The organism is Emticicia sp. MM, assembly GCF_001649495.1.
In genome coordinates this window covers 1-16,351 of sequence record NZ_LXHX01000108.1, presented here as the reverse complement: position 1 = coordinate 16,351, position 16,351 = coordinate 1, and the positions used below count along the sequence as shown (strand labels likewise).

14 protein-coding genes are annotated in these 16,351 nt (G+C 37.9%); 5 read left to right on the top strand and 9 right to left on the bottom strand.

The window, feature by feature from the left end; translation table 11 throughout:
- Positions 1-6 precede the first annotated feature (6 nt).
- The gene (locus A6M55_RS13660; protein ID WP_064198152.1) at positions 7-1,731 is read right to left on the bottom strand and encodes a GMC oxidoreductase; all 1,725 of its coding nucleotides are present in this window, start codon (positions 1,729-1,731) and stop codon (positions 7-9) included.
- A gap of 128 nt (positions 1,732-1,859) precedes the next feature.
- Here A6M55_RS13660 and A6M55_RS13655 point away from each other — a divergent pair, with 128 nt between their 5' ends.
- Positions 1,860-2,663 (top strand): Fpg/Nei family DNA glycosylase, encoded by an 804-nt coding sequence (locus A6M55_RS13655; RefSeq protein ID WP_064198151.1) that lies wholly within the window; start codon positions 1,860-1,862, stop codon positions 2,661-2,663.
- 3 nt (positions 2,664-2,666) lie between these two features.
- On the opposite strand, the gene A6M55_RS13650 is transcribed toward A6M55_RS13655, so the two are convergent.
- Positions 2,667-3,521: a serine hydrolase gene (locus A6M55_RS13650; RefSeq protein WP_082893029.1), complete on the bottom strand. Its 855-nt coding sequence runs from the start codon at positions 3,519-3,521 to the stop codon at positions 2,667-2,669.
- 244 nt (positions 3,522-3,765) lie between these two features.
- Entirely contained in the window at positions 3,766-4,740 is a 975-nt protein-coding gene (locus A6M55_RS13645; protein WP_064198150.1) for a polyprenyl synthetase family protein, read from the bottom strand.
- Between the two features lie 297 nt (positions 4,741-5,037).
- On the opposite strand from A6M55_RS13645, the gene A6M55_RS13640 reads away from it, so the two are divergent.
- Positions 5,038-5,952 carry a patatin-like phospholipase family protein gene (locus tag A6M55_RS13640; protein WP_064198149.1) on the top strand — a complete coding sequence of 305 codons (915 nt, stop codon included), beginning with the start codon at positions 5,038-5,040 and terminating at the stop codon, positions 5,950-5,952.
- Between the two features lie 62 nt (positions 5,953-6,014).
- Here A6M55_RS13640 and A6M55_RS13635 read toward each other — a convergent pair whose 3' ends face one another.
- From A6M55_RS13635 to A6M55_RS13620, 4 genes are all read right to left on the bottom strand, one after another.
- Positions 6,015-7,286 (bottom strand): sterol desaturase family protein, encoded by a 1,272-nt coding sequence (locus A6M55_RS13635; RefSeq protein ID WP_064198148.1) that lies wholly within the window; start codon positions 7,284-7,286, stop codon positions 6,015-6,017.
- 240 nt (positions 7,287-7,526) lie between these two features.
- The gene (locus tag A6M55_RS13630; RefSeq protein ID WP_229235541.1) at positions 7,527-8,834 is read right to left on the bottom strand and encodes a porin; all 1,308 of its coding nucleotides are present in this window, start codon (positions 8,832-8,834) and stop codon (positions 7,527-7,529) included.
- A gap of 10 nt (positions 8,835-8,844) precedes the next feature.
- Positions 8,845-10,068 (bottom strand): porin, encoded by a 1,224-nt coding sequence (locus A6M55_RS13625; protein WP_082893028.1) that lies wholly within the window; start codon positions 10,066-10,068, stop codon positions 8,845-8,847.
- Positions 10,069-10,310: 242 nt separating this feature from the next.
- Positions 10,311-11,726 carry an inorganic phosphate transporter gene (locus tag A6M55_RS13620; RefSeq protein WP_064198147.1) on the bottom strand — a complete coding sequence of 472 codons (1,416 nt, stop codon included), beginning with the start codon at positions 11,724-11,726 and terminating at the stop codon, positions 10,311-10,313.
- A 176-nt stretch (positions 11,727-11,902) separates the two neighbouring features.
- Here A6M55_RS13620 and A6M55_RS13615 point away from each other — a divergent pair, with 176 nt between their 5' ends.
- Positions 11,903-12,397, top strand: a complete 495-nt coding sequence (locus A6M55_RS13615; protein ID WP_064198146.1) for a dihydrofolate reductase — start codon at positions 11,903-11,905, stop codon at positions 12,395-12,397.
- Between the two features lie 106 nt (positions 12,398-12,503).
- On the opposite strand, the gene A6M55_RS13610 is transcribed toward A6M55_RS13615, so the two are convergent.
- Positions 12,504-13,289: a hypothetical protein gene (locus A6M55_RS13610; RefSeq protein ID WP_064198145.1), complete on the bottom strand. Its 786-nt coding sequence runs from the start codon at positions 13,287-13,289 to the stop codon at positions 12,504-12,506.
- Positions 13,290-13,571: 282 nt separating this feature from the next.
- Here A6M55_RS13610 and A6M55_RS13605 point away from each other — a divergent pair, with 282 nt between their 5' ends.
- Together A6M55_RS13605 and A6M55_RS13600 are read left to right on the top strand one after the other, a co-directional pair.
- On the top strand, positions 13,572-15,254 hold the full coding sequence (locus A6M55_RS13605) for an amidohydrolase family protein (RefSeq protein ID WP_064198144.1): 1,683 nt from the start codon (positions 13,572-13,574) through the stop codon (positions 15,252-15,254).
- A gap of 82 nt (positions 15,255-15,336) precedes the next feature.
- A complete protein-coding gene (locus A6M55_RS13600) occupies positions 15,337-15,660 on the top strand; it encodes a phage holin family protein (protein ID WP_064198143.1) in 324 nt (107 codons plus the stop codon).
- Positions 15,661-15,889: 229 nt separating this feature from the next.
- Here the strand turns inward: A6M55_RS13600 and A6M55_RS17475 are convergent.
- The coding region (locus tag A6M55_RS17475) for a hypothetical protein (RefSeq protein WP_064198142.1) at positions 15,890-16,351 on the bottom strand (462 nt) is incomplete at its 5' end.

The following is a 16,351-nucleotide window of genomic DNA, read 5'->3' as shown; positions in this document are numbered from 1 at the left end:
ATTAAATCACAGATTCTTCTTATTCAATTCTGAAACTGCAAAATCAGCTGCTCGTGCGGTCAAGGCCATGTACGTAATTGATGGATTTACACAATTCGATGAAGTCATACAAGCACCATCGGTTACGAACACATTTTTCACTGCATGAATTTGGTTATTTTCATTCAAAACCGAAGTTTTTGGGTCTTTGCCCATCCGAGCAGTTCCCATTTCGTGAACACCATTGCCCAAACCGCCTGCATTATCAAAAGTTCGAATATTCTTAAAACCCGATGCTTCAAGCATTTCGGCAGCATCAGCCATGATTTGCTTACGCATTTTCAGCTCATTATCCTTAATTTCAGCATCAAAAACCAACTGCGGAATTCCCCACTTATCCACTTTTGATTCATGGAGCGTCACTTTGTTTTCGTGGTAAGGTAAAACTTCACCAAAACCCATTAGACCCATATTCCAGCCACCAGGTTTGTAGAGCGATTCTTTAAAATCTGCCCCAATGGCGTGTTGGTCAGCACCTCTACCCCAACCAGCTCGGCCAGCACCTGCACCTTGATAATCATAACCTCGCAAGAAATTCGGGTTCTTCGATGCCTCATCAATATTCACGTATTTCGGAATAAAAAGTCCTGCGGGTTTTCGTCCTTTGTAATATTGGTCTTCAAGGCCATCAAAATCGCCCATTGCACCTACGTGATAGTGGTGGTCCATCAGATTATGACCTAATTCGCCACTATCATTGCCCATTCCGTTCAGAAAACGGCTCGATTTTGAATTGAGCAATACTTGCGTCGAAGCCAATGTTGAGGCACACGAAAAGATGATTTTTGCCTTAAACTCATGCACTTCGTTGGTTTCAGAGTCAATCACTCTTACGCCCGTTGCTCGTTGCGTAGCTTCATCGAAAATAATTTCTTTGACGATTGAGTTTGGTCTGATTACAAAATTCCCTGTATTATTGGCTGCTGGCAAAGTAGCCGCATTGCTACTAAAGTATGCTCCGTACGGACAGCCTCTCGAACAACGGTTTCGATTCTGACATTTGCCACGCCCCAAAGCCAAATGCACTTCGGTTGGTTGCGTTAGGTGAGCCACACGCCCAGGCGTCACGATACGATTTTTGAATTTATTTTTGAGTTGTTGCTTAAAATGGTCTTCCAAACAATTAAGCGGAATTGGCGGTAAAAACTCACCATCGGGCAAATGGTCTAAACCCAATTTTTCGCCACTTACTCCTACAAATTTCTCAACATACGAATACCACGGAGCAATATCTTTGTAGCGAATCGGCCAGTCGATGGCAATTCCTTCACGGGCATTGGCTTCAAAATCATAATTGCTCCAACGATACGTATGCTTGCCCCACGTAATCGAACGCCCGCCTACGTGGTTGCCACGAATCCAATCGAAAGGCTTTATTTCTTGATAGGGGTTTTCTAAGTCATTCGTAAAGAAATGCTTAGCAGATTCACCCACAAAACCACTTCTGATTTGGATATGATGACGCTTTCGGTCTTCGTCGGTCAATGCTCCACGGTGTTCGAGTTCCCAATGGTCGAGCATCATAGTTGGGTAATCTTCTATGTGATTCACCATGCGGCCTTTTTCGAGAACCAAAGTTTTTAGTCCTTTCTCCGAAAGCTCTTTGGCTGCCCAACCACCGCTCATGCCTGAGCCTATCACGATGGCATCGTAAGTGTTGGTTTTGTTTAATTTTGTATTCAGATTTGCCATTTTTTATTTTAAGGTTGAATAGGATACAAATTAGGAAAGATATTTGATAATTTCATTTCGACAAAAAATTTTGTCAAACAAAAGCCATAAAAAAGGGTTAAATCAGAAAGACCAAAAGCAAAACCTCAATGCCCGAATTACCAGAAGTAGAAACCTACCGCCGATATTTTGAAGAAACGAGTCTGTATCAACCCATTGCTGATGTGTATGTGCAAGATACCAAACTTCTCACAACTGATTATGATATTTTGGTAGAAAAACTACGAAATAAGCAGTTTATTGGCACAAAACGCATCGGTAAAAACCTATTTGCTCAACTCGATGCAACGTATTGGCTACATTTTCACTTTGGCATGACAGGCGATTTGGCCTATTTCCGGGACGAAGAAGATACCCCACGTTTTGCTCGCATCGTTTTTCGATTTGCCAATGGTTTTAAACTCGGATTTTTATGCCCAAGAAAATTTGAACGAATTGGTATTGTAGAAAACATTGACGAATATCTTTCACGAAAAAAAATCAACAAAGATGCTCTCGAAATTTCGGTAGAAGAATTAAGTAAAACCTTAAAGAAGAAAAACGCTCCCATCAAATCGGTGCTACTCGACCAATCGACCGTCGCAGGAATCGGCAATTGGATTGTCGATGATGTGTTGTTTCAAGCAAAAATTCACCCCGAACGCACTTCGAGTCAACTATCTGATAATGAAATAGTTAAGATTGACAAAGCCATCAAATTAGTCATTCAAACCGCCATTGATTACCAAGCCAATTACGATGATTTTCCGAAAAATTTCCTCATTCACGCACGAGGTTGGGGTATTCAAAAACAAGATTTAATAGGAAAATGCCCCGATTGTGGCGAAGTAATTAGTATTTCAAAAGTTGGTGGGCGAACGACATTCTTTTGTTCAAAAAGGCAGATTCTGTAAAACCTATTTCAAACTTTCCCAGCAAATCTTTGCCAAATCACCAATTATTTTTTCGGCGGTTGCTTCTTTATCAAACCCTTCCACAAAGATTGAGATTACAAAAGGTTGAGTAGTGAAAACAATAGCAGCATCGCCCCTAACGTAAGCGAGCGTACCCGTTTTATGAGCAATGGCTAAATCTTTCGGAAGTTGACTCGGAATCGTAGTTGTGTCCTCGCAATTTTTTAGCATACCAATCATTTCGTCACAAAGTATCGGATTAGCTACTTTTCTATCATAAATCATTCGTAATAAAGCATTGATTTCCAACGCATTAACATAATTTTCACGTCCTTGCTTTACTGCTTCAATATCCATCATCACTCTGTTCAATCGAGTTTTTGTTGTTCCCCACTTTGTTAGATTTTGGTTGATAGTTTCCATTCCAATCTTACGAATTAGAATATTAGTGGCGGTATTATCACTCGTCCGAATCATCTCTTCGGCAATTTTTCTGATTGTAAATTTTTCACCTTCCGCAGCACTCATAAAAATACCCTCCCCCAACCAACCAGCTTTCTCAGCATTCGTCAAGCTATGTTCTTCTGATAAACTCAGCTCATTGGCTTGTACTTTTTCCATTAATGACATCAGAATCGGCACTTTTATAACACTTGCTGATGGTACTTTCACATCAATTCGATGTTTAAAATAGGATTTCCCCTCCATATTCTCGACTGCCATCGTCACCTTTATTCCTGATGGAATTTTCGATAAATAGTTGGATATTTTGCTATTATCAATCTTTTTTTCAACACTTTGAGCCATTGAGGTATTCATCAAAACACTCATTATCACCAGTTTAGTTAAAATTTTCATTATTTATTGAAATTTCGATAATTATTTTTAATTCAATATATATAATTAATTTCATATATAATATATATTTAATTTATACTATATATAAAATTATTTCGACTCAAATCATAAATATCATTAATACAATCAAACTTATATATACTGAAACTATAATTTCAATCAGATATATGATATATACTATACAATCAAAATAAATCATTTATATAAATAATTCAGTACCTATGATCTATTCAGATTTTACAAGTTATTTAGTACGTTCAATAGAAAATAACACTAAGTCGTGTAATGACTGACGGAAAGCAGAGTCGGGAAAGGTAAAGAGGATATCGTTGGCTTCTTTTACGAAGCGTTTCATAACTTCGGTAGTATATTGGATTCCACCTGATTTTTTCACAAAATCAATCACTTCGGTTACTTTTTTAGGGTTTTCGGAATGATTTTTTACTAAATTTATAATATTTCGTTTATCAGACCACGACGCATGATTCAACGCATAAATCAGCGGCAAAGTCATTTTCTTTTCTTTAATATCAATGCCCGTTGGTTTACCGATTTCGGCATCGCCATAATCAAAAAGGTCATCTTTTATCTGAAACGCCATACCTATTTTTTCACCCAAGAGCTTTGCTTTGGCCACAATTTCGGCATTCGCACCAACCGATGCCGCCCCTACTGCACAGCAAGAAGCAATCAAAGAAGCCGTTTTTTGACGAATCACTTCATAATAAACATCTTCGGTAATATCGAGTTTACGGGCTTTTTCGATTTGTAAAAGTTCACCTTCACTGAGTTCTTTTACGGCGGTCGAAACAATTTTTAACAAGTCAAAATCTCCATTATCAACGCTTAAAAGCAAACCACGAGAAAGTAGATAATCGCCCACCAAAACGGCAATTTTATTTTTCCAAAGTGCTTTGATTGAGAAAAATCCACGTCGGTAGTTTGAATCATCTACTACGTCATCGTGTACGAGGGTAGCCGTATGCAGAAGTTCGATAAGAGCAGCTCCACGATAAGTAGCTTCGTTGATTTCTCCGATAGTTCCAGCGGTTAAAAATACAAACATCGGACGAATTTGCTTGCCTTTCCGATGAATAATGTATTTCATAATTTGGTCGAGGAGCATTACGTCGGTCTTCATCGACTGGCGGAATTTCTTCTCGAAAATCTCCAAATCTTTCTCGATTGGGGCTTGTATTTGGTTAATATCTAACGTCATGAAGAGGTGAGCAAAATGTTGTTTGCTCTGGGTATGCAATTTTACAATTGATTTCTGACTTATTGAGCAGAATAAAGAAAAATATCTTAACTTTAATGGTTTTGTTCAAATTTTTCTTGAATTACATCAATTATAATTACTGGTTTTCAATAATATTTGAGTATAAAAGCTCATTTTAAAGATAAACACCCTGTCAGACAATAAGGTTTACTTTTTGAGCATTGTATTTGCTAAACTTTTTTTCAAAATTAGCTATTTTAATCGTATTATTGACGTGATAAAAAAATACTATTTATAATGAGGGCATTAGTTTTAGGTGGTGGCTCACTCAAAGGAGCTTGGCAAGTTGGCGTGATTCATGCAATTTTGGATACAGGTTTTAAGCCCGAAATGATTTACGGGATTTCGGCGGGGGCGTTGAATGGTTCATTTATGGTCAATGAAGCAGGCAAACAGCATCTCGAAAAAGGTAGCATCGACTGGGATTTGGTCAATAAAAAACTATTACAGTTTTGGCTTGAAAATATTACACAACCTTCGGATATTGGCGTGCTGAAATCGAAGTTTTCGTTGGGAATTGATACACTTCTAAGTCGATTCGATGGCTTGATTGATACTAATCCGCTGCACGAAAAGCTAAAAAAGTATCTCAACGTAACCACCATGCGAAAAAGCCCTGTAAAGCTAAAAGTCGGGGCAGTAAATATCAATACGGGCGAAATGCACTACACCGACCCGCTTGAACAACATTTTTTGGATTATCTGCGTGCCAGTAGTTCGTTGCCGTTTATTATGCCTGCGATTCAGATTGGCGGCGACCACCGCCAAGCCTACATGGATGGAGGTTTGCGTGAAGTTGTGCCGCTCAGAAAAGCCATCGAAGATGGTGCAACCGAGATTTATTGCGTGGCAACTCACCCCAAAAACCGACCGTTGGAGCATTTTAATTACCGTAGTTTTTTTAGTTTAATTGAGCGAATAAAAGATATTACGGTCAATCAGTTTGAAAATAGCGATATTGAATGGGCAGAAAATTATGCTCAAAGTTATGGAAATATCGGACCATTTCACCTCACAAAAAAAATCAAACTCACGGTTATTCGACCAAAAGAACCATTGCATATTGAACTAACCGATTTCAGCACAAAAGATGTTAAAGAAATCATCAAACAAGGCTACGAATATGGACATCAGACATTATTTGGGTATTAATACAAAAGTGGCACATCTTTGAGATATGCCACTTTTTATCCTTAGCTAATCTGATAAAACACTTACGCCAAAGTCATTTTTTCTTTCTCTTCTCGAATCTCAAACCATACAAAATAAAACGTAACGGCGGTTGAAAGTACAAAATAGGCCATCATCACGGCTGAAGTCCACGGATATTGAACACTACTACCAAACCAATCACCCATTTGGTATATTAAGGCAAAACCTATGATATTTTTAAGCAATTCCCATACGATTGCGTAAGGATTTCTGTCCATCAATTCGGTGTATGCAAAAACAGTTAAATAAATAAAACCGCCGTAAATAAACATATTCGGTGAACCAATTTTAGCGATGTTTCCGAAGAAATAAAAGATCATTCCGAAAGTAAACAAAAACTGAAACCATATCCAAACGAGCATATTTTTTGAGCTTTTTGGGGCATATTTCTCAAAATCATAAGGGTTTTCAATTTTTACATCGGGAAAACGCTCGGCTACATCGGCTGGTCGCCAGCCAGTGGGCATAAACCAAATTCTGAATTTATCTTTCAAACTATTCGTATGATAGGCATCTTTTATCAGAAACCACAAATGCTGAAAATTTATCTTTATAGGGTTCCAAGTACTGGCGGGGCGAGTAATGCCATAAACTGGCGGAACGTTGGGCAATTCTTCTTGAAAAGTACCAAAAAGTTTATCCCAAATGATAAAAATCTGTCCGTGATTTTTATCCAAATATTCAGGGTTAATGGCATGATGCACTCGGTGGTGCGAAGGCGTAACGATGATTTTTTCAAGAATTCCCATCTTGCCAATATACACTGTATGATACCAAAATTGAGCAAACAAATGCAGTGGTGCAACAACAGCAATGACTTTGGTATCAACGCCCAATAAGGCCGCTGGCAGCAAAAAAATTGTAAATAAACTTACAAACGAAGAAATACTTTGGCGTAGAGCACAAGCCAAATTAAATTCTTCACTGCTATGATGAATGGCGTGCTTATTCCAAAAGAAATTGATGGAATGTGCCATTCGATGCACCAAATAGCCTGTTAAATCAAGCGAAACAAACGCAATGATATACACCCAAATCGTTGATTCAACTTTATAGAGAGTCCAATGGCTCACCATCCAATCATAAGTCAAGATTGAAACACTCAAGCCCAAAACATCTTTCACCGAATTAGTATAACCCGACGTCAAGCTCGAAATCATGTCCATTGCCTTGAATGAGTCTTTTTTGGCGTACCAACCGTAGGCTTTTTCAATAAGCACTAACAATAAAAATAGCGGACTGGCAATCGTAAGTATTTTACCGTAGGTTTCCATTTAGGTAATGATGACGGGGTCGCCCGTGCGATGTTTAATGATGAATTGTAAATTCAAGCAACATACTGAAATAAGCAAACTAAACTATAAAGTACACAATACCTTTATAGTATGCTTGCATACTGAATATTGTACAAATTTATGAAAAAGTATTTTGATTTTTATAAAAGATATAAGTTTAGATATAAAAAAATCCTACGGAGATTTCGGCAGGATTTTCTTCTTTAGTTTTTAGTCTTTTCAAAAACGATATTGCACACGACAAGTAAAATTATTATCTTTCACATCGGTGGTGTAATCAGTTAAATTTGTCTTTTCGTTTTTGGGCATTTCGTACCAAAACGTGACCCTCAAGTTATCATTAGGATATACTACATAGCCTAACCCCAAAGTATTGAATCGGATATCGGCGGCCGTAAATGCTTTACCGATTTCTGAACCTTTTAACTTTTTATTTGGGTCATACCAATCGTATTTTGCTACAAACTGGTGCTTTTTACTTCCTAAATGTTGTAAAAAATAAAAGTACGCTCCATCGAAATTACGAATATATAACGGAGCATTTTTTCCATTGAGCGTTGGAATAATTCCTGGAGTTTCGCTTGAGCTTTGGGTAGCAGTCTGCGTTCCTCTGATATATTCGGCTCTAAATTCGGTTTGCCCTACTCGGTTTGGTATTTTTATCTGCACATCAGCACCGTAGTATTTCCGTGGTGCTATTTTTCCTATATTCGAAGCTAAAGAATCAACTACAAAAGATTGATTGCCTGACATCTTGTAAATATATTTTGTAAATTGCTCCATGCCACCAAACAATCCCGAAATACTTCCACTGACAATTAATTTGGGAGAAATTTTGTAAGGCTTAATTGAAAAGCGGGTGATAATGTCTTTGTGATTATCAAAATCAGTCGTTGCTGTAAGGCCTTGACCATTGAACGCTCCAATATCAAATTTGATATATTTGACAAAGGATTGTTTTGTGCGAGGTTCTAACGAAATCATCGCCCCCATATCACGCTCAACTTTCATTAGTATCTGTGACATACGACCTCGTTCAAGCGATTCACGGTCAGCAGAACCATAATTTACTTCAAATCCAAACGGACGGGCAAACATACCAGTCGTAAGCGAAAACATATTCAATTTATTTTCATAGAAACGCCCCCAAAAATCTCTAATTACAACTCCACGTTCTGTTCCATCAAACTGAAAAACAAAATTTAATTGAGGTAAATTATTTTTATCAAAACGAGCATAATCAAAACGAAGGCGACCACGGCGAAGCATGAAACGATTATCTGTATTGGCAGTATAATCTCCACCATTAAATGACTTAGCTCCTTCGGTTTGAATAAATTGGTATTGAGGCTGAATATAACCACTAATACCCACATATTCATACTTTTTGAGCGTTGAAAGTAGCTTTTTCACCGTAGATGTATCTACATCCATTAATGCACCTTTCTGCTGAGCATTGGCTTTATTCAAAAAACACATTAGCAGAATAGTTGTAAAAGGGTATATTTTCTTTAGTAAATTCTTCATTAGTAAAAAATTAGAAGTTTAATTGAGCTTGCAGTCTTAGCAAGCGTCCTTTTTGCAAATTATCAATAGTTCTTAAGTCTTCAAACCTTCTTTCTGAGAAAGTGTACATCGTAACTAACTCGAAATTTTTGTTAGGTTGCCACTCTAAACCAACTTCCAATTCTTTTACATGATAACTACGGGCGTCTAATTCGTGTTTTTTTCCACCTTCATAATAATGTCCACGCACAAAAGGAATGAAAATTTGTTTTTGCTTTACCATATAGCTTGCCATAATATATCCACCCTTGAGCGGTTTACTTTCAATAACTTTAGTTATTTTATTAAATTCTGGGCCAGTTCCGATATTATACTCGGCCTGAATGCCGAAAGGTTTCGGGTATAAAACAAATGAAGCGGCCGCACGTTGGTCGAGGTACGAGAAATTGCTTGTACTCGTCACTCCTGTGCTACGCAAATCGGTTGGTAAAACATATTTTCCTGTGTATGCCTGAATACCCGGCTCAATAATTTGCCCGTTTTTCAACTGAAATGGATAAGTTAAACGTGCTACTATGTGCGTTTCATTATTAAGTTCTGGTCGATTAGCGGTTTGTCCATTATATGCTCCTAAAGCAAAAACACCGTAATCACCCGAGCCTTTGTATCCATCAGCTACCAATGAAGCATAAAGTGTACGTACTTTAGCAGGGGCATACATGAAAAACACGCCCATGTCTCGCTCATTAGAAACTGCACTATTGATGGCATCATTTCGATCGAGTGGTAAACGATTTTGGCTTGATTGCATATTTTCAAAGCCGTAAGGCACTTTGCTTTGTCCGAGTCGTAGGCGATATTCTTTCTTTTTATCAAGAGCAACATCAACGTACATATCTCTGATTTGCCCGAAGTGAAGCCCCGTGCTTGATGCCGAAGAGGCAAAGTCGGGCTGAACATAGAAATAAACTCTTTCGCCGAGATTTCCGCTAAAAATAATACGCATTCGACGCACAAAAAAACCACCACCATCGCCCATTGACCTGTCGCATTGCTCACATTTTAGTTGAGAGTTTGTTTCGAGCAAACGGTTATAGCGAACTTGCATATAACCTCTGATAGTGATATTATCGTACCAATTTTTTTTCACTTCTTTCTTTGTAGAGTCTTTGGCAGAAAGTGGAAAAATAGAAGCATTGGATACGATTGGGCATAAAGCTATCGCCAGCCCAATTAAGGTCTTACGGAGTTTCATCTTGATTCTTTTATATTGGTGTTATTATAAAATAATAGTGTTATAAGGTACAGCGAGTGTGGATTTGCTGTGAAAGATTTTAGCACAATACGCTAATTATAAGCATATTACACCCTTTGTTTTTCTAATGAAAAGCTTAGTCTATTAGAAATTTATAGAACTGATGAAGCAATGGAATTCTCAAGTATGCCATTTTTTTGACATACTTGAGATATATAATTAGTTTGTAAACTAAGGGAAGGTTATAGTAACCAACGGAAGAATACAAACAACGAAGCCGAAAGAATAATTGCTACAGGTAGTGTAAGCAACCAAGCGAGAAGAATGCTCTTGATTGTACCTGCTTGAAGGTTTTTGATACCTTTACTGGCTACCATAGTACCCGCAATACCTGAAGAAAGAGCGTGCGTGGTACTTACGGGAAGTTTGAACCAAGAAGCTAAACCGATTGTAGTTGCTGCTACGAGTTCTGCCGAAGCACCTTGTGCATAAGTAAGGTGTGATTTACCGATTTTTTCACCAACTGTCACTACGATACGTTTCCAACCAATCATTGTTCCAAGACCCAATGATAACGAAATCATTAAGATAACCCACATTGGAGCGTGGTCAGTAAAGCGGCGGATACCTTTTTCTTCTTTAGTTGCCAGATTTTTTAGGATTAATTTACTGTTTTCGCTCAATACAATTTCCTCATCTTCAATCAATTTCTTAGTCGTTCCGCTCACCGTCAAAAGAGCTTTACGAATATCCAGAGCATTGGCTTTTTCAACTTTGCCACTATCGGCAACGCTATTTAAGTAAGCAATACTACTCTTTACTTTTGCGATTTTTTCTTTTTCGGCAGTTGAAGCGTGAGTTGTATCAATGAGAGCGATTTGGCTCGAAATTGTTGCTAATTCTGGCTTTAATGTATTGAAATCAATGGTTTTATTAATAGCAAAATAAGTTGGCAAAACCCCAATCAGAATTAACATCACTAAGCCAATACCTTTCTGCCCATCATTGCGACCGTGGAAGAAACTTACGAGCGTACAAGTTGTAATCAAGATGGCACGAATCCAAAATGGAGGAACTTCGTCTTTATTTGGTTCTTCAAATACTTGTTTTCTGATTTGTTTACTCAATAATCTGCGAAGAGCAAACATCAAGAAAACTGCCAAAGCAAAACCTACCATCGGCGATAATAAGAGTGCTGAGAAAATTTCTTTGGCTTTATCCCAGTTTACGGCTGCAATTCCCATTTTATTATCGGGAAGCAAAGCATATCCTAAACCAACGCCCAAAATCGCACCAATCAAAGTATGCGAACTTGATGCTGGAATACCAAAATACCAAGTTCCGAAATTCCAGATGATTGCACTAAACAAAAGAGCAAGCACCATAGCGATACTATGATAAACATTTTGGTCGATTAGTAGTTCTACTGGAAGCAGGTTTACGATACTCATTCCGACTCCGACTCCACCAGTCACAACCCCAATGAAGTTGATAATACCCGACCAAACAACGGCCTGAGTTGGTTTGAGAGAGTTGGTATAAATTACGGTTGCAACAGCGTTGGCTGTATCGTGAAATCCGTTGATAAATTCAAATGCACAAGCAGCCAAAAGGCAGAATGACAATAAGAGGAAAATGTCGGTTTCTAAGCCAAACATGGTTTCAGGGGTTTAGTTAAAATTTTAATTGATTATATTGGTGTTTGTAATTTGGGTACAAAAGTCAGTATTTTTGATTAATCCAAGAAAAATCCAATGTTATCAAATTGTTAAGTATTGATTAACATTGGCTATTTCAGCAGTATTTTTGTAAAATTAAAATAAAAAATAGTAATATGCCTATAATTTCTTTGATTGCTGCCATGAGTTTGAACCGAGCAATCGGACTCAACAATGCTTTACCTTGGACACCGATTGCGGCTGACTGGGATAATTTGAAAGAAGTAACGAAAGGAAAAAAAATGATTATGGGGCGAAAAAGCTACGATAACCCGCACCGAATTTGGTCAGAAGTTGGTAATTATGTGATTACTCGCCAAGCAGATTATGTGGCAGACGAAGGTTTTGAAGTGGTTGATAGCTTAGAAACTGCCTTTGAAAAATGTAAATTTGATGATGAAGTTTTTGTGTTGGGTGGTGAAGAAATCTTCCGACTCTCGATTCCTTATGCTAATAAGATTTATCTCACGCTCGTTCATGAAACTTTTGAAGGAGACGCTTTTTTTCCTGAGTTTGATGAAAGTGAATTTAACATCATCGAACGTAAAGAGTTTTCGGCAGGACAAAATACTCCTTACGACATCTCGATTTTGACTTATGAACGTAAGTAATTTAGTGCTGATGCACAATTAAAAATGGATAATTGAGAATGAATAATGCTGTTTATCAGCAAGTCAATTTTTATCTTTATTCAATTATTTTAGTCTTTATTCCAAACTACTTTCCTTTGTAATAGAGCATTTTTTTGCCCGTATTTACATCGGTAAGTAGTAATGCTCCTCGTTCAATATAATATTTTGAGTTGGGAACGTCTGTCACTTTACCATTGACATTTACTCGCCAGTAAAGAATATTCCCTTTTGTAAACCACCTTGCTCCTGCTGCTTTTACTTGAGCAATAGCTGAGTTTCCACCACCCGATGAGTTTCCCGAACTATTCGGTCCACTCACATACGAACTCGAACCACCATCATCAATCGTTCCATCAGCATTCAAGATAATTGATGTACTTGAACCGCCATAAAACCCACCATTTGATGAATAATTCTCTTGGTTTGTCCATTTTCCAACCAAATTGGGGTCTCGATAAAGACCATCGGGTTTTGCTGCCGCATTGGTAGTCTGTGGCGAAACAGCAACAGGAATTTTTGCAAAATTTCCCTCCAAAATCACCTGATTATTATAGCTAATTTTCTGCTGAATGGCATTATTTTGTAATTGCATCACAAAAGTAAACACCGTTCCATCATTATAAGTAAGCGTACCCGACGCCGTATTTGCAGCCGTATTTCCTTTAATTTGATAAGTATTAGTCTCTCCTCCCGAGAAAACTACCATTTGACCAGTAAGTTGATTCGTATTGGCTAATTTTAATGAGAGTTCTGCTTTCAAGCTTCCATTGCTTCCTTTCACCTGACCTTGCCAGTTTCCGAGAAATGATTGTGCAAAAAGTGGTGTGTCCATTATGATAAAAAATGTATAAAACAAAAGGGTCTTCTTCATGGCAAAATGGGTTTTGTAGGATATGATTCAAATAACGTGATTTTTTAGCAAAAGATGGATTTCAAATCCAGAATTTGTTGATTTTTCATACCAAAAATCTCTACAAATATAAACTCATACGCACTTTTATGATACCTATGGCATTAAAATACGGCATTGAATTATTTAATACTACCGATTTTTAACCCTTACTTCATAAAATTAATTATCGCTTTAAATTCGGTAAAAATTTCATTGCTTATAGTTTTTCTATATTTTTAAGTCAAATTGAATGAAACCTACATGAAACCCCATAAATTACTCTTTTTTAGCAGTTTTTTGCTGTTATTTTCCTGTAATCAAAGCAAATATGACCTCATCATCAAGAATGGTCTTATCTTTGATGGCAACGGGACTACTCCCATTTTGGCCGATATTGCTATAAAAAATGATACGATTGCATTTGTGGGAAATCTTGGTTTTCAATTTAACACCAAAGATGTGACCGTAATTGATGCTAAAGGCATGGCGGTTGCTCCTGGCTTTGTAAATATGCTGAGTTGGAGTACCGAAAGCTTGATTGAAGATGGGCGTTCGATGGGGGAAATAATGCAGGGCGTTACGCTCGAAGTTATGGGCGAAGGTGACTCAATGGGACCAATCAGTGATGCAATGAAGCCTGACGCTAAAAAATCACAAGGCAATATAAAATACGATATTCCGTGGAATACTTTAGGAGAATACCTTTCTTACTTAGAAAAACGAGGAGTTTCGACCAATGTAGCTTCGTTTGTTGGAGCTTCAACTGTGAGAGCAATGGAATTGGGCTACGCCAACCGTCCACCTAAACCCGATGAACTTGACCGCATGAAAAAGCACGTAAAACTGGCCATGGAAGAAGGGGCAATGGGTGTGGCTTCTGCATTGATTTATACCCCTGGAACTTATTCTGACACGCACGAACTCATTGAGTTATCGAAAGTAGCTTCCGAATATGGAGGCACATATATTTCACATTTGAGAAGTGAAGGAAATCGACTTGAAGAAGCTGTTAATGAGCTAATTACGATTGCAAAAGAAGCAAATATTCACGCAGAAATCTATCATTTGAAAGCCGCAGGAAAAAACAATTGGCCCAAAATAGATAAAGTGATTACTAAAATTGATAGTGCAAGAAAAGCAGGTATTAATATAACTGCTGATATGTACAACTATATTGCTGGGGCAACTGGACTTGACGCCGCCATGCCACCGTGGGTACAAGAAGGTGGTTTCGATCAATGGAGTAGAAGGCTCAAATCTGGCACAATCAGAGAGCAAGTTGGGCGGGAAATGAGTTCACCACAAAATGACTGGGAAAATTTGTGTTTAGCTGCTGGAGCAGATAAAACGTTATTGATTGGTTTTAAGCAAGATTCTCTTCGAAAATACATTGGCAAAACTTTGGCAGAAGTAGCAACTATCAAGAAAAAATCTTGGTACGAAACTGCAATGGATTTAGTGGTTTCGGATGGCTCACGAGTAGATGTTGTATATTTTCTGATGAGTGAAGAAAACGTAAAAAAACAGATTCAACTACCCTACATGAGTTTTTGCTCAGATGCGGCCTCGATGAATCCAGCTGGGGTGTTTTTGAAATCCAGTAATCATCCGAGAGCTTATGGCAATTTTTCTCGGCTTTTGGGCAAATATGTGCGTGAAGAAAAGGTGATTACACTACAAGAAGCCATTAGAAAACTCACATCTTTACCTTGCGATAATCTCAAAATTCAGAAACGTGGGCGTTTAGCCGTTGGCAATTATGCAGATATTGTAGTTTTTGACCCCAATAAAATTCAGGATAAAGCAACTTTTGAGAAACCACATCAGCTTTCAGAAGGAATGCTTCATGTGTTTGTTAATGGTGAGCAAGTCGTGAAAGACGGCCAACATACTGGCATAAAGTCGGGGAGATTTGTGAAAGGCCCAGGGTGGAAAAGTGAGTAAATTTCTGTACAAACTACATTGGCATAGTTTTTTAGTCTAAATAATTCAGTTAACCTAAAAATTTACATTAAACCCAAACACCATGAGATTTATCTTAGAAACTTTACTAAATGCGGGTGTTTTGCTCGGAATCGCTTATTTGTGGCCGAAAGTTCACATCAAAAATTATGTTTTTGCTATTGTGGTCGCTCTGATTTTGGGTATCCTGAATGCCACCATTGGTTTTTTGATTCGAGTACCGCTCAATTTTTTGACACTGGGTATGCTTACTTTTATTGTGCGTATGCTCGTAACAGCTCTTTTGCTTAAATTAATCGACAAATTCACCGACGACCTCACGATTGACGGTTATCTGCCCGCAATTGTTATTGCTGTGGCAATGGCAGCAGCGAGTAGTATTTTGTAAAAAAACTTAGACTTTTCATAATATTGTAAAAAAATAGAACGCTGATTACACAGATGTGCCAACGCTGATTAAACGGATTTTATTTGCGAAAATCAGCGTTTCTGAAAGAATCTGAATAATCAGCGTTCCAATTTTCTATAAAATACTGGGTAGGAAACTTCATATTTTTATATCACAAAAAACGGTGAACCTGCAAGCAGATTCACCGTTTTTGTATCTATCATTCAGATTATTTACCACCAAACAATTTACTCCAAAAACCTTTAGCTTTTTGAGTAACTTCGGCTACTGTTTCGCTTGCTTCAGCTGCAATTTCTTGAGCTTTTGCTTTCGCAGCATCTACTGCTTCGGCAGCATCAGCTTTCAAATCTTCGATTTTTTCCGCTGCTTCTGCTTTCATAGCATCAACGTTTTCACTTTTCATAAATTCCGTAGCTTTTGCTTTCAAGTTATCAACTGTAGCTGATGCTTCTGCAGCAAACTCTTCTGCTTTTGCTTTGGCAGCTTCTACTGCTTCGGCCGCATCTTCTTTCAAGTCTGCAATTTTTTCGCTTGCACCTGCAGCAACTTCTTGTGCTTTTGCTTTGGCTGTTTCAACTGCCTCAGCCGCATCTTCTTTCAAATCAGCAATTTTTTCGCTTGCACCTGCAGCAACTTCTTGTGCTTTTGCTTTGGCAGCTTCTACTGCCTC

Excerpts from the sequence above, each read along its gene's own strand:
- A6M55_RS13620 (WP_064198147.1), bottom strand. The coding sequence starts at position 11,726 with ATGTTTGGCTTAGAAACCGACATTTTCCTCTTATTGTCATTCTGCCTT.
- A6M55_RS13645 (WP_064198150.1), bottom strand. The coding sequence starts at position 4,740 with ATGACGTTAGATATTAACCAAATACAAGCCCCAATCGAGAAAGATTTG.
- A6M55_RS13635 (WP_064198148.1), bottom strand. The coding sequence starts at position 7,286 with ATGGAAACCTACGGTAAAATACTTACGATTGCCAGTCCGCTATTTTTA.
- A6M55_RS13655 (WP_064198151.1), top strand. The coding sequence starts at position 1,860 with ATGCCCGAATTACCAGAAGTAGAAACCTACCGCCGATATTTTGAAGAA.
- A6M55_RS13600 (WP_064198143.1), top strand. The coding sequence starts at position 15,337 with ATGAGATTTATCTTAGAAACTTTACTAAATGCGGGTGTTTTGCTCGGA.
- A6M55_RS13625 (WP_082893028.1), bottom strand. The coding sequence starts at position 10,068 with ATGAAACTCCGTAAGACCTTAATTGGGCTGGCGATAGCTTTATGCCCA.
- A6M55_RS13630 (WP_229235541.1), bottom strand. The coding sequence starts at position 8,834 with ATGAAGAATTTACTAAAGAAAATATACCCTTTTACAACTATTCTGCTA.
- A6M55_RS13615 (WP_064198146.1), top strand. The coding sequence starts at position 11,903 with ATGCCTATAATTTCTTTGATTGCTGCCATGAGTTTGAACCGAGCAATC.
- A6M55_RS13605 (WP_064198144.1), top strand. The coding sequence starts at position 13,572 with ATGAAACCCCATAAATTACTCTTTTTTAGCAGTTTTTTGCTGTTATTT.
- A6M55_RS13610 (WP_064198145.1), bottom strand. The coding sequence starts at position 13,289 with ATGAAGAAGACCCTTTTGTTTTATACATTTTTTATCATAATGGACACA.
- A6M55_RS13650 (WP_082893029.1), bottom strand. The coding sequence starts at position 3,521 with ATGAAAATTTTAACTAAACTGGTGATAATGAGTGTTTTGATGAATACC.
- A6M55_RS13640 (WP_064198149.1), top strand. The coding sequence starts at position 5,038 with ATGAGGGCATTAGTTTTAGGTGGTGGCTCACTCAAAGGAGCTTGGCAA.
- A6M55_RS13660 (WP_064198152.1), bottom strand. The coding sequence starts at position 1,731 with ATGGCAAATCTGAATACAAAATTAAACAAAACCAACACTTACGATGCC.